This window comes from Solitalea lacus (genome assembly GCF_022014595.1).
Classification (GTDB): Bacteria; Bacteroidota; Bacteroidia; order Sphingobacteriales; family Sphingobacteriaceae; genus Solitalea; species Solitalea lacus.
In genome coordinates, this window is sequence record NZ_CP091740.1 from 2,258,871 (window position 1) to 2,272,756 (window position 13,886).

Sequence of the window (13,886 nt, forward strand, 5' to 3'; positions counted from 1 at the left end):
ATAGGTTAAAACAGTTGAAATTGAATCAATATAATTTTGAAATTTTTCTTTTTTCTAAGTGGGGAGCATTCTTTGAATATTACTGTAACTAGAATTGTTTTTTATCGATTGGAAATAATGAACGGCCAAAGTAAAGCTTAGATAGCTTCAAGTATACAGGTGTAAGTCATCTCTTGAACCATATAGGAGATTATTATTATTCGAATCGTTGGAATATCATAAGAAGACTTTGCAGACAATTTGAGCGAACAATTTTCATTAAATGAAAATTTATATCTTAGTGATTTAATTTTAAAATATTTATGAATAAAAATTTACTTTCTGTTTTACTTTCAGCATTAGCACTTCTAGTTTTTAGTTGTGAATCAAAAGATGCCCAAAAAACAAAGCTTAACGAAGCCAATATTGTATCAACAGATGATTTAACATTAAATAAATCAAGTATTATGGAGATTAATGAATCTCCATCTAAAGAATTAGCTGTGAGAGAGTGGGGACTACCTAGTACAAACACAGAAGCTTGGAAAAATGCAAAGGAACAATCCTTTTCTGACACCATTCGATATACACATATTGATGCATTATTGGCTATAAACTATTCGACTTTAACAATCGACTCAACGAATTTTATAATTAAGAATGTTAAAATAAATTTGATTAATGGTGACAATGATTACGTTTTCGTTGCAAATATTGGAAACCAAGCAAATATGGGAACAAGACAAAAGTATAATACGTTTGTCCCGATAAACACTCTTGGTCAACTGAAAGCTACATCTCCTAGAACATTAAAACAAGAAGGGAAAGCCGTAGCGATATTCGCAAAAGGTTTTGTTAAGCAATTTTAAGGAGCTCTTTTTTACACTTTGTCAGGACGAAAGTTGAGTGATCATTGAAAAGGCTCAAAGAAAAAGAAAGGCTCTTAGAGGATCTCTAAAAGCCTTTCTTTGCATTTGTAGCCCTGATGAGAAATTATTTGAACACTTGAATGGCATTTTGAGTATTGTAGAATTAATAAAAGCCAATATTTAAAGGGGAAAAGGTATCATTTTCCATACAGTAGAGCCGGAGGGAAGGGGATCAAACATTTATAAAGCTATTAAGGAAGATTAGAGCAAAAGAGTAAAATATTTAGAAGAGAAGTTAGGTCTCCAACAAGAGTGGAAGCATTTCTTTGTTGTTACTGTGGTAAAGAAATATTGCCCTAACGAAAAATATACGACTGAATCAGAGCTCGTTTTAAGAACTGGTATTTAAGGTGCGACCTCAACCCGATCAGAATTATAAAGGCAAAGACATGGTGAAAAACCAAATTGTGGGAAGAAAGTTATCCCAAATACAATTCCCGATCATGTAGCCTTAAACTATCATTTTCTTTCATTAAGCAAGTCATTAAAACCACTTTTTAAGTACCGCTAAGGGCTTCAGAACTAGGGGCACACGGGTAGTTGGTGAGTTACATACGCTGTTCAGTATTTCGCATGCATTACAAACGCACGGGCGGAGCAAATCGCCTCTACTCATTCGGCTGTATGGCGCAAAATATCAGCTTTTTGTCGTCATCTGTTAACCGATTAAAATGCCGCTTCCTCGATTTTTGCTTAAAAATATAACATGAAAAATTTCTTTCAGTACCGCTTTGCAATTGGCGCAATTAGCATTGTAGCCGGGTTGCTTTCACTAGCCTGCCTGCTAGTTGGGATGATGGCAGTAAACTATCATTTTGAAGCATTTTCCGACCCTGCCCTCACCATTCTGTATGCAAACAATATGCAACTGGTAAAATGGTTCAATTTGCTTGATATGCTGGGTTATTACCTTTTGCTTCTGCCCTTGATATTCTATTTCCATCAGCAATACAGGTATAGAACACCGTGGTCTCCTCTAATCACATTTTCGGGTTTAGCATATGTACTAACAGGCGCAATTGGAGCAGCTATTCTTGCAGCTGTTTGGCCCAGTTTATTAACTGATTACGCATCGGCTAACCCTGAAAACAAAATGATTATCAGCAACCTGTTCAAAGCTATTACAACCATGGTTACTGTGGGCATGTGGAACATTCTGGAAGTTCTATTTGCAGCTTTATGGTGGATGGGTTTAGGCAAACTGATCTACAGCGAAAACAAGAGCCTGGGAGTACTAACGTTTATTGCTGGAATAAGTACTTTATCAGATGCATTGGGTAATATGTTTAACCTAACTATTCTATCCGAAATAGGCGTGAACCTATACCTGATACTTGGAATAATATGGCCAATCATCATTGGTATATTCCTCCTAAAAAAATCGATGAAACAACCTTCTGATTCTCTTCACCATTCTTTACAATATATTACTAATGAAACTGCTTAAGAAATTGTTGAAGTGGTCAAAAATCACTGTTATCACTCTATTGCTGGTGCTTGCATTCGCCTATCTTGTCATCTATATACTGAGTCAACAACGGATTCAAAAGAAATATTCCTATACAGATGCAGCGATCAACATTCCCACCGATTCTTTATCGATAGCAAAAGGAAAACATCTTTATAAAATTAGAAGCTGCCAGGATTGTCATGGAGAAAGGGGAGAAGGCAGGCTGTTTATGGACAATAAAATGTTAATGCAACTTACGGCACCAAACTTAACGAAAGGCAATAGCGGAATTGCAGATTTTAAAACGGTCGACTGGCTGCGTGTGCTTAGGCATGGTGTAGACAAAAACGGCAGGTCATTATATATGATGCCATCTCATGAGGTCACCAACCTTACCAATGAGGACTTGGCTAACCTGATTGCTTATTGCAACCAATTGGAGCCTGTTGCCACTTCGCAGGAAAAACTTCATTCGATAGGTCCAATAGGACGGCTGTTATTGGTCATGAACCAGGTTGCTGTACTACCGGCAGAAAAGATTGATCACAGTGCCATCCATACAGAAAAGTTGGAAGAAAAAACGGGTGCAGCTTATGGGCAATATTTGTCTTTGGGCTGCCAGGGTTGTCACCGGCCCGACATGAAAGGAGGCGGCCCTTTGGCTCCAGGTTATCCACCTGTACCCAATATTACCGGCGATGGAAATGTAGGAAACTGGAACGAGCAAGCATTCATTGCTACCATTAGAAATGGGAAAACACCTGAGGGAAAAGAATTGAATAATAATTATATGCCCTGGAAATCAATTGGCCATTTTACTGACGAAGAGCTTAAATCGATTTTTATGTACCTGCAAAAACTTTCGGATAAGCATTAATGCCATTAATTTAATGCTTTTCGATAAGCGTTAGGCGATGTGCCTGTCCATTCGCGAAAGGCCCTTTGAAAGGTGCTTGGTTCAGTATAACCCAGCTTATAGGAAATTTGAGCAATTGTAAGTTTTTCGCTGCGCAACAAACTACACGCCAGCTCATGCTTAATGTTATCACTCAATTTCCTGAAGCTGGTGTTTTCTATTTTTAGTTTACGCTGCAATGTTCGGGGCGTTAAGCGCAGATGTGCTGCTATTTCTTCCAACTGTGGAAACGTATAATTAAAATGCTTAAGAATGCTTTGTCTCACCTCGCCACTAAAGTCGCCCACATTCCTTTCCTTGTCCATCTCTTTTTCCAACAATGTTTTGAAAACCTCATTCAGTTCTTTATTATAGCCAATAACAGTTGTTTTCATATCTACCATGGAAAATACAATGCAATTGCATGATTCATTGAAGGTGGGCCGGCACTTGAATAGCTGCTCATGCAAACTTGTATCACTGACCCTGGAATATCGGTACATCACCTTTTTCAATGAAAACAGCTTACCTGTTAAAAGATATAACACATGCAATGTTCCGGCATAGGCCATATCTACACTATGCCTTGCGGTTTCGGGCGATATATCGTTCCATACCTGTAAGGGCTCACAATAATAATAGAGATCTTGGTTCTTCACTTCAATATAGAAATTGTACAAGCGGGTAAAAGCAGCGGTGAACTGCTGCAGGCTTTCAAGCGCCGTTAAAACATCTTTACTTGTCTGCATTAAATGACCCGTAATGCCCAGTACAACTGAAGTTGTTTTTCTTCCAATTTCCAGCCCCAGGTTCCTTTTTCCCGAAATGGTCAATGCCGCTTCCATAATAGCACAGTTTTGTTCCAGGGACAGCCTGTAGCCGGCATCCTCCAGTTCTTGGGGAGAAATTCCACCGGCCTGGCAAATGCTTTCGATCTGCGCATTGCTACAGTCTATACCTAAAACAATATTTCTGATAATGGGCATACTGACCCAAAAGTCTGTGGACATATAAAAAATCGTTGCACTGGAAACAATTTCCTCGTCTTAACAAGAAGCTAGGTTTCTAAGATAATCACTGCCTATGCAAATAACAACAAAGCCACCTTTTGATATCGCTATATATCTGGGCATCGAGGAAGACTACTTAGAAAAGTAGTGTTTTATTGTCATTAGGCCTGATAAGAAATTATTTGAACACTTGAAAGGATTTAAACAGTGCTGAACCAATTTTGAACATCCAAAACATATTACGATTCGGACATCACTTCTTTATAATTCTCTTCAATTTCTTTTACTTCCTCATCGGTTAATTCTGCAAACTCTCTTTCTCGGGCTCTTTTAGACAAAGCGCCATCGTTTTGTTCTAAAAATCGAATCAGTAATGCAACAGTTTTGTCGGGCATCTGAAATCGATCGTCTAGCCAAGTCTTCATTGAATCATACCTCTGCAAATATGAAACTTCTTGAGGTATGATTGTGTTGATAGTGTGATTGACACAATCGTACAAAAATTCAGCTTGTGCTGTAGCATCAAAAAAACGATAATAATCAATAGTTTGATTCAATACCTCAATATTATTGCCGGATGTTTTTTTCCAGTCAATAAAATCAAGCAGGGGATAGGAGTAATTTTCTAATACTTTTCGGTAATCGTCTATTCGCTCTAAAATGGCTGCAGAAACAGGGAAAATAATACCCTGTGGCGTGAATTTCATTTTAGCTAGCAAATGATGGATCAGATAACGATGGAGTCTTCCGTTTCCATCCACAAAGGGATGGATAAAAACGAAACCAAATGCTATTTTGGAAGCAGTTAAAACTGGATGAAATCCGCTATCCTCCATTTGTCGGGTAGAACTTAATAATCCACTCATTAATGATTCCACATCTTGCCAGCGCGCTGAGATATGCTCGGGTATAGGTTCACCTGTGTTTCGATCATGTTCGCCAATAAAACCACCTTCAGTACGATAGCCCATTTTAATAAAACGACTATTTTCAATAACTATTTGCTGCAAGCGAAGCAACTCTTCCTTATTCAGTGGGGTACTTCCTGCTTGTCCGATGGCTCTACCCCAGCGAATTGTTCTATTTTGTGTGGGATTTTCTCCTTCTATAGTAAATGATGCTTTAGAATCTTTTAATAATAGAAAAGCAGATGCACGATGCAAAATATCTTTATGAACTCCCTTTATAACCGAATTAGTTTTTTCAGAAAGGTTTTCCCGAATATAGTTTTCCAATTTGGGCGTTTTGTGAACCAGCGGACAAAAATCAACCGTTCCAGGCAAATTGTTTTTAATGCGATGACGATTCGAATTACTACTTACCGGACTTGCAAACTGTAACTCCTCATTTACAAGAGAAATATAATTACCCTCCTTTAAATCAGGTACCTCAAGCGGCTTTTGCATCAACCATTCATATAGAAACCAAATCTTTCGACTGTACCGGCTTTGCGGTTCATTGGTAATCCACTGTTCTATGATTTTAGGTTCTAGTTTTTCAAAAAGTTTTTTGAAAAACAATAAATTGATGCCTTCATATTTTAAGGCAAAAACTAAATGGTCATAGAGGTTTTCATGAGGCTGGTGTCTTGGAGTGAAAACTAGCCATTCTTCTGTAACATATTGCCTTCGTTTTTCACTGATTAACGCCAATTGACGTGGTATGGGCACAGTTAAATCCAAGGAATCTATAATAGCACCATATCCTACAAGATTCCCGACCTCAGGGGCCGTTCTTTCGTGAAAAGTGCTTATTGATTGTGAAAAATGCTTTTTTTTCATAAACACATGTGAAAAAGAGTTATGATAAATATACGTGAAAAATAATTATATCTTGTGAAAAATATATATTTTTAGATTTTTTTGGTGAAAAATGATTAAAAATACTTGAAACATTGAGATTTATTGAATACTTCTCAGGGAGTGGAATCGAACATTTTATTAACTTGGCCCGATATAGAATTGCTTGAACACTCAGAAATTGGCATACCCCGAAATGAACAAACATTAATGGCTCCGGCTTTTAGAGTCTAGTGAATGTTCAACTTGTGCATAAATGGAAAATATTCAGAATAAATTGACTCTTTTTTCAAATCTTTATTATGGGAGGAGAGATGGTTTGCTATCCTTATCGTTTCAGTATACATAAAAAATATTCCATGATTTATTCTGATTTAAGAAAACCACTGCAGCAATGTTGTTGAAGTGCAAGTTTCAATGTCTCACCCTGACTTTGGGCAATGCGATGTTATGCGTTGTGCATATTTTACTTCAGGTGGTATTCCTTTTTGATCAAGTCAATTAGGTTTGAATCTGTTATCTTTTGAAATCTAAAGTGTTTTATCATATAGGGACAATATGATCCGTAAAAACTTTATCGGCACAGTCAGCATCTACGCTTGCCCTGGTTTTTTGTTTTAGAAGGTGAGATGGTAAGAAAATTCCTATCGTAATTAAATGGAATTTAAATTTCGGGTTTTTGGAGCCGTTTTGAAAGGTATGTAATATATGATCCTTAAGACTATAGTAAGCCACAGATATTGGAATAAAAAGCAAGCCTTTTTTTCCATTTCAAACTAAAACTATGTTCTTATCCCTTCCAAATTGACATCGACACGCATTGCTTTCAATCCTTTAACTCCCTGCAATTCTTCCAATTCCAAAAATTCAATTCCGGACTTTAAGATCTCTTTGCTTTGCAAAAAGTTAATGTATTGTTGGTACTCATCAGTTTCTTTCTGATTGAAATAGACCAAGGCTAATTTTCCCGGCTGCGTCAAACGTTCTGTACTATCCTTCAGATGCACCTTATCAATGCGTTTTTTCATGATCTCATAACGAATATTATAAGAGCCTTCCACATCAAAACGTCGTTCATCTTTCCTGAAACTTATGGCAATCGGCTGGCTATGGATAAGGATCAGCTGGGTGGTTTGCAACGGCACCTTTAAGGAAGGTGCCAAATGATGGGTGATCCGGGCGATTTCAGCCATTGATTTTAGTTGCCATAAACGCAGGTTTTTCAAGTATAGCGAGTCAAAGGGTTTTTGCGGAGCAATAGATTGACCAATATAGATGTTGTACTCCACCCCATCTGTCCGATACTTTTCAAAATAATGCGGGTATGACTGCTGAATATTTTCTTCCTCTTCTTCGAGGTAACGAATTACGGCATCGTTTATTTGGGCCAGTGTTTCTTCATATTCACGCCTGAACTGATACAAATGTCCATCATGCGGATTCAACAAGCCATAATAATTTTCAACTACAACTTGGGCCTGGCTATTACTTTTTTGCAAGTGCTGAAGTATAGGCTCCACCTCATTTTCCAAGAACTCGTTAATTCTTACTTCATCCTCAGCTAGTAGCACGTCTTCAATAGCCTTTTGAAAAGCCTGGTTTTTGAATTTCAATCCTTCTAACAATGGAAGTTGAACAAGTACGTCCAGTTTGTCGAGTGTTTGACCAATTAAATTCAGTTGTTCCTTCAGGTCTCTTTGTATGGCATGGTTCCGCTCTACTGATGAATTTCGAATGTCGATTGCCCCGTATAAAGGATGTACATTATCAAACACTACATTTCCTGTAAGAACAGAAGCATCCTCCGCCTTATTCCTTAAATACTCCCAAGCAACTTCTTCAAATTTCCAATGTACAGATGGCTGCAATGCTGTAAAGTTGTCTTTGATCAGCCGTTCAATCTTACCGGTAAATTGTTCTTTATTTTTACACATCGCAAGCGACAAGAGCGGAATGATGGGCTCGAGCCTAGTTAATATCTCGAAATTAAGTTGATGAGGAACTTTAGAGGCCAATTCCAATAAACCCAGCAAACCATCACTATTTTGCATCGGATAAACTATGTAACTCTTTACCCCATCAGCTTTAAGAGACGACAAGAAAGGAATGTCGTGAATTAAATCTTCGGTCACATTGGCTATAGCAACAGGTTCAGGGTGTTGATTACTAAGAAATTCAATCAGCATATTGTATAAAGCCGTATCCGCCTCGTTGGCATGCAATCTTTTACCTAGCAAACTTTGGGAAGTGTATTCTTCTTCCAGCACAAACTGATCATTGATCTTTACAAAAGGCATTAAGCCTACTTCCAAATCATTTAACCCTACCAATGTCCGTACGGCCTGCTTTAAATCTTCAAGATAAGTTGTTTCGTAAGAATCATGGCTTAGGAGTATTTTCTTAATTTCCTCAACAGATTCATCAGTAGTAACATCCTCAGCGGTTAAGATAGAAAATCCCTCAAGGGATAGCATTTCAAGAGGCATTTGTTTCATTAACTTCTCAATGTCCAAAATGCGGAAGGTATTTAAGCAAATGCCACAATGTTCAAGTTTCGGCAAGTCGCCATTCAATTGTACATCGACGAATCGTCGGTCTTCGCAAAGACGATAGTAACGAATTAAATCAGTGGAAGGATCCGTAAACGAACAAATCAGGCCAGCTGAATTATTTAAGTGGATGCCGTAATACTTCCTGAAAGCCGATTCATAAATAGCTGCAAGAAAATTATCTCTCAACCTGTCTATGGGAATGTCTGCAGGGAGTTTAACAAACTCTTCCTTTTCATCAAGAAAAAGCTTTTTGAAAGGATCAGAATAGCAGAAAAATCCAGAACGGTTGGGAATGGCAAGGGTGTATATGCTTTTGTCCTTTTCACCCACAACTGGAAAAATGGCGAAGGTCAGCAATTCAATTAAATCTTCGTTTGCATCCAGTATTGCTGGGTCTTCAATAGTTTGCAACAAAGCAGGTTGAGCTTCAAAGCGTTTAATAAGGTGCCTATAAAATTGGGCCTGAATGTCGGAAGTAGTCGAAAGCCGTTCCTTTAAAAAGTTGATAAAAGGCAAGAACGTAAGTTTACCGGGAATATTTGGTAGTTCGCACGCCACATCAGGCTCAGGATATAATAGTCTGAACTTCCTACGATCCCTCAATTCGGAAACGAATACATCTTCCATGCTATATAAGGTTTATTTTAATCTAAACAAAACTCATATAAAGTTACTGATATACAGCTTGAAAAGACAATCAATTATTTATCTAATTGTTTGTTTATGAGGGCAATGTGTTTAAAAAAAACAATCCAATATGTAAGAATTGCAAATAGGGTCAAAGCAACTTCACATTAGTTCGTTGTGTTAGTTTATTTAAAATTCTCCACTATTTGAAAGGGTTTAATTGTAGTTACCTTCATTTGTTTCATTCTTGCAAAACGTTCTTCGATGTTATTTGACAACTGCCATTCGTGACGTGTTTCAGCAATCATTTGTTGGTTATTAATATCAATACCTTTCCAATCAAAGCTTACGCTTACACCGATAGTATCATCATTGTTTTCTACAATTTTTAAGTTTTTATATATATGAGAACTCGTTTTAATTTTCAAAGGAGAATCTATCCAAGTCTTAAAAGTTTCAAAATCAGAAATTCGTTCATCAGAACTTAAATTGAGTTCAAAATTACGATCTAACAATTCTTTAAACTTTTCATAATTTGGGCATTCCATCAAGTATAACCAATAGTGCATAAATGATTTAACCCTATTTTCTGTATATGCTTCATCAAATTTAAATTCTTCCACAAGGTCTGTCGGCTGTAAGCTAACCAAGGTAAATACAGGTAAATCATTTGCCCTTTGTCTTAATATTGTGGAATAGTGAAGTTTATAGCTATACTTACTATTATCAGGTCTGATATTTTGATAAAGAATATCTGCTTCCAAAGATAAATTGCCATCTTCTAACAATTTAATTTCGGTTTTTTGAACGTGATGAGCGTTTCTCCAACCTGTAAAAACCTTTAAACGTTCTTCTAAACCATTTTTGCCTTTTGATGTCCCTGCTTGTGAAATGATTTCTACATCATCACTTAAGATGTCTTTTTGATTAGCAATTGTATTATCAGTAAAAGGTATTTCATAAACCTGATACCAACGATGGTACTGTGCCAATACTAAATGCGTGATTTGTTCTATTTTAAAAGTATTTTCCATTGTTATGATTTGTTCTATCCTTTACTTTTTCTACTTGCGCAAGTGTCGATCTAATTTCGGGCCTGTATTTTCTTTATAAATCGTTCAATTACAACTTTATATTCTGGTCTTGATAATTTTACATTTTCAAGTAGTTGATTTTCAAGTTCTTTAATCGCTTGATTTTCTTGCTTCTCTCGTGATATTTGTATTTCTCCGTAAATATAATTTGCCCAATTGTCCATGTCGTGGTCTGTTAATTTCGGAGCTACATTGAAATAGTCAGCGAACTGCTCAGTATAGTTTGTTACAAATTCAAAAGCTGAAAGTCCAACTGCTTCCGAATAAAAACCGTCCGATCCATTCATTGATTTTGTGAAGACAATAAAGTAAAACAGGTCTTTGTTATTATCTTTCGTAAACAGGTTCTTCGTAATTGAAAGCATTTTGTTGTCATCCCTAATAATCAGTTTTTCTTGTCGATAAATTTCTTTGTAATAGTTGTCAATCGTTGGGTCGGCGAGTGCTTTATTCACCTCTTGTTGATATGGTGAAATGGTCGAATCTAGGTTTGCCGTCTCTGCGATTAAGTTCTTTTCTGATTTTGTTTTTGTCAGGACAGTCTCACTTTTATTTGTTTGCTGTTCACATGAAAGGAGCAGCGTCAGTCCTAATAGGAGTGTTGTTTTAATTACCATTACTGTTTTTTGTTAGAATGCTACGGTATTTATTTATCAATAATTTCTTTAATAAGTTAATTTATTAGAAGAACCAACCTGCACGTCGCTTGGGCAGGGGAATTATTTACAAATCGCCAGTAAAAGGAATTTCCCAAAACGGCATATAGAAAATGTTTAATTTATGACTAATCTTCTTGGTTGTACAAATCAGTTTGGTGCTTGCTCTTTAGTGCAATAATGTTAGCTATTGTTTTTACATTTCGTAGTGTTCAACTGTTGGAAAAGGATCATATTAATGAAAGATTTAACTTCTGCTGATGAGATTACTCCTCTTTCAAATTCATCAAGATAGGTTTTAGCATTAAAAACAGGGAAAGGAAGTGTAAAAATATTTTAATATTTAAAATATTTTCAGGAAGCTATCTAATGAATAGCTTCCCGTACTGCTTTGGGTTGGGTTAACTTTCAAAGGTCAAACATCTCGGACAGTAAATTTCTAGGCCTTTTTATATACCCTTGCAAATTTACTGTCCAAACTGTCTATAACGGCGATACTGGGCCACTCAAAACGGCTGGTCATGATCCGCCAGCAGATAAGCGAACGCCCCTGTGCAACGGAAAAAACGCTGTAACTATTTGAAGACGAGGGTATTTGAAAAAAAAATACCGCTACAGTTGTTTTGTCACCGATTTAACCCTGCCGGCACTTCAGATGTGGAATCTGTACCGGCAAAGAGCCAATTGCGAAACCAGATCAAAGAACTGAAATACGATTTTGGGGCAGACAGCTTCAATCTTAAAAACTTTGATGCCACCGAAGCGGCCCTGAACTGGGTGATGATGGCCTATAACTTTATTAGCCTTTTCAGGCAGGTCGTGCTCAATACCCAAGTAGAACAACGCCTGAAAACATTACGCTACAAAGTGTTTGCCATTGGCGGGTATATGGTAAAAAACGGCAGCCAGAAAATCCTAAAACTGTCGCTGGCCATGAAACGAAGAGAATGGGCTGAGGATCTCGTAACGGGCTTTTTCAGTCTGGCTGTTTTCGGTAAACAAATCCCTAAGATCAGCCTCTCCGAGCTCTATGAGCTCCTGGTAAGAGAGGTTCAGTGCTTTGAAACGACTGGTATAACTGTCAACCGTTTTACGGTTAACTTTTAAAAAATCTGCTACCTTGCGGTTGCTTAAGCCTTTAAGTTGTAATCGGAAAATAACAATGTACCAGTTTCGGAAAATAGCAATGCACCAAAAAGGAAAATAAGAATGTACCATTTCCGTGAATTCGGAAAATAAGGATGTATGATCAATTTTCAATGCGGGGCATGCCCCGCATTGAAAAAGTGCCAAATTACGGTCAGGTTTAACAACAATTTAGCTGACCAAAGATGGATAAAAAAACCATTACTAACTGGATCATGTATCACCAAATTCACAAAATGCTAATCGAGGGATCTTCCCTCAGGCAGATTTCTACCTTCACCGGCCTGGACCGCAGGACGATCAGGAAATATGCAGAAATGAACGAACAGGAGTACGAGGCCTTCCTGTGCCAGAAGGAGGAGCGTCGTAAGCTGCTAACACCCTATGAATCCTTTGTAAAGGAGAAACTGCTGCAGGTTCCCTCTGCCAGTGCCGCTCAACTGCATGACTGGTTAAAAGAACACCACCCTGATTTCCCCCAGACTGGCTCTCGCACCGTATATAACTTCGTGATTTGGGTACGGCAAAAATACCACATTCTACAGGAGCCTAAACTCAGGGATTATTTTCCTGTTGAAGAACTACCTTATGGGGCTCAAGGCCAGGTTGATTTTGGTCAGTATACCCTCAGGTGCGACCAGGGCAGAAAAAAAGTGTATTTCTTCAGTATGGTGCTATCGCGCAGCCGATACAAGTTTGTTTACTTTTCCGACCGTTCCTTTACCACCAAAACAGCAGTAGAGGCCCATGAAGCCGCTTTCAAATTCTTTGAGGGTATTCCCCTGGAACTGGTTTATGATCAGGACCGGTTGTTTCTAGTCGATGAAAACCTGGGGAACCTGCTTTTGACCAGGGAGTTTAAGACCTATGTAACGGAGCGGGATTACCGGTTGTATTTTTGCCGGAAAAGTGATCCTGAAAGCAAGGGGAAGATTGAGAATGTTATCGGCTATATCAAAAAGAACTTTCTGTATGGCAGAGTTTACCATGATATCCAAACCCTGCAGTTACAGGCCATATCCTGGCTGGCGCGGACCGGCAATGCAATGGTTCATGGTGCCACAGGAAAAGTCCCGGAAAAGGAATGGCAGATCGAAAAACCGCATCTTTCCAGCTGGGCACCTGTAAGCCTGCTGCCGGACTGGCTGATGAGCAGTGTACTGAAAAACAACACCTTCAATTATTGTGGGAATACCTATTCACTTCCCTTGGGAACCTATACTGGCAAAAAGGCAAATTATGTGAAGCTTCGTCTGGATGATGATATGCTACAGGTTTACAGTCCGAATGAAGAGCTGCTTTGCAGGCATAAGGTGCCGTTTAACAAAGGCAACCTGATTATAAATACAGATCATAAGCGGGACAAGTCGGGTAAAATTAGTGAGCTAATCATCCAAACTGCGGCACTGTTTCCAGATACAGATAAAGCGGAGCGCTACCTGTTAAAAGTAAAAGAACTCAAGCCGCGGTACGTCCGTGATCAGCTTTTATCGATTCGTGATGCGGTAAGAGAAACCAATCCGGCAACTATAGAATCAGCCATAGAAGAATGCATGGGTAATGCATTTTTTGATGCCGGCACGTTTAAACAGGTACTAAAAAAACATGCTAAGTCTTCTGCGGACATGGCTGCACCACAAGCGATCATCAAGCTGTTGGATCCATCCCATTTGCAAAAAGCAGAAACCAGGCCAGCTTCCAGCGACATCAACCTGTATGAATCCCTTTTTAACAATAAACCCTAATAAG

Annotated in this window: 10 protein-coding genes; 5 read left to right on the forward strand and 5 right to left on the reverse strand. The window is 38.1% G+C overall.

Annotation, left to right across the window (positions count from 1 at the left end; genetic code table 11):
- Positions 1-302: 302 nt before the first annotated feature.
- The 3 genes from L2B55_RS09585 (at position 303) to L2B55_RS09595 (ending at position 3,235) form a co-directional block, all read left to right on the forward strand.
- Positions 303-848: a hypothetical protein gene (locus tag L2B55_RS09585; protein ID WP_237844430.1), complete on the forward strand. Its 546-nt coding sequence runs from the start codon at positions 303-305 to the stop codon at positions 846-848.
- A 766-nt stretch (positions 849-1,614) separates the two neighbouring features.
- Positions 1,615-2,355 carry a hypothetical protein gene (locus tag L2B55_RS09590; protein ID WP_237844432.1) on the forward strand — a complete coding sequence of 247 codons (741 nt, stop codon included), beginning with the start codon at positions 1,615-1,617 and terminating at the stop codon, positions 2,353-2,355.
- The gene (locus L2B55_RS09595) at positions 2,342-3,235 is read left to right on the forward strand and encodes a c-type cytochrome (RefSeq protein ID WP_237844434.1); all 894 of its coding nucleotides are present in this window, start codon (positions 2,342-2,344) and stop codon (positions 3,233-3,235) included. The genes L2B55_RS09590 and L2B55_RS09595 overlap by 14 nt, the downstream gene beginning before the upstream one ends.
- A 5-nt stretch (positions 3,236-3,240) precedes the next feature.
- Here the strand turns inward: L2B55_RS09595 and L2B55_RS09600 are convergent, their stop codons facing one another.
- The 5 genes from L2B55_RS09600 to L2B55_RS09620 form a co-directional block, all read right to left on the reverse strand.
- Entirely contained in the window at positions 3,241-4,263 is a 1,023-nt protein-coding gene (locus L2B55_RS09600) for an AraC family transcriptional regulator (RefSeq protein WP_237844436.1), read from the reverse strand.
- A gap of 239 nt (positions 4,264-4,502) precedes the next feature.
- Positions 4,503-6,044 (reverse strand): Fic family protein, encoded by a 1,542-nt coding sequence (locus L2B55_RS09605; protein ID WP_237844439.1) that lies wholly within the window; start codon positions 6,042-6,044, stop codon positions 4,503-4,505.
- Between the two features lie 800 nt (positions 6,045-6,844).
- Complete coding sequence (locus L2B55_RS09610) at positions 6,845-9,241, reverse strand: GAF domain-containing protein (protein WP_237844441.1); 2,397 nt, start codon at positions 9,239-9,241, stop codon at positions 6,845-6,847.
- Positions 9,242-9,426: 185 nt separating this feature from the next.
- Positions 9,427-10,275 carry a hypothetical protein gene (locus L2B55_RS09615; RefSeq protein ID WP_237844444.1) on the reverse strand — a complete coding sequence of 283 codons (849 nt, stop codon included), beginning with the start codon at positions 10,273-10,275 and terminating at the stop codon, positions 9,427-9,429.
- Between the two features lie 50 nt (positions 10,276-10,325).
- The gene (locus L2B55_RS09620) at positions 10,326-10,952 is read right to left on the reverse strand and encodes a hypothetical protein (RefSeq protein WP_237844446.1); all 627 of its coding nucleotides are present in this window, start codon (positions 10,950-10,952) and stop codon (positions 10,326-10,328) included.
- Between the two features lie 618 nt (positions 10,953-11,570).
- On the opposite strand from L2B55_RS09620, the gene L2B55_RS09625 reads away from it, so the two are divergent.
- Both L2B55_RS09625 and istA read left to right on the forward strand, forming a co-directional pair.
- The gene (locus L2B55_RS09625) at positions 11,571-12,098 is read left to right on the forward strand and encodes a transposase (protein WP_237844448.1); all 528 of its coding nucleotides are present in this window, start codon (positions 11,571-11,573) and stop codon (positions 12,096-12,098) included.
- Between the two features lie 275 nt (positions 12,099-12,373).
- Positions 12,374-13,882 (forward strand): IS21 family transposase, encoded by a 1,509-nt coding sequence (istA, locus tag L2B55_RS09630; protein WP_237844450.1) that lies wholly within the window; start codon positions 12,374-12,376, stop codon positions 13,880-13,882.
- The last annotated feature ends 4 nt before the right edge of the window (positions 13,883-13,886 follow it).

Excerpts from the sequence above, each read along its gene's own strand:
- istA (WP_237844450.1), top strand. The coding sequence starts at position 12,374 with ATGCTAATCGAGGGATCTTCCCTCAGGCAGATTTCTACCTTCACCGGC.
- L2B55_RS09605 (WP_237844439.1), bottom strand. The coding sequence starts at position 6,044 with ATGAAAAAAAAGCATTTTTCACAATCAATAAGCACTTTTCACGAAAGA.
- L2B55_RS09590 (WP_237844432.1), top strand. The coding sequence starts at position 1,615 with ATGAAAAATTTCTTTCAGTACCGCTTTGCAATTGGCGCAATTAGCATT.
- L2B55_RS09615 (WP_237844444.1), bottom strand. The coding sequence starts at position 10,275 with ATGGAAAATACTTTTAAAATAGAACAAATCACGCATTTAGTATTGGCA.
- L2B55_RS09620 (WP_237844446.1), bottom strand. The coding sequence starts at position 10,952 with ATGGTAATTAAAACAACACTCCTATTAGGACTGACGCTGCTCCTTTCA.
- L2B55_RS09600 (WP_237844436.1), bottom strand. The coding sequence starts at position 4,263 with ATGTCCACAGACTTTTGGGTCAGTATGCCCATTATCAGAAATATTGTT.
- L2B55_RS09585 (WP_237844430.1), top strand. The coding sequence starts at position 303 with ATGAATAAAAATTTACTTTCTGTTTTACTTTCAGCATTAGCACTTCTA.
- L2B55_RS09610 (WP_237844441.1), bottom strand. The coding sequence starts at position 9,241 with ATGGAAGATGTATTCGTTTCCGAATTGAGGGATCGTAGGAAGTTCAGA.
- L2B55_RS09595 (WP_237844434.1), top strand. The coding sequence starts at position 2,342 with ATGAAACTGCTTAAGAAATTGTTGAAGTGGTCAAAAATCACTGTTATC.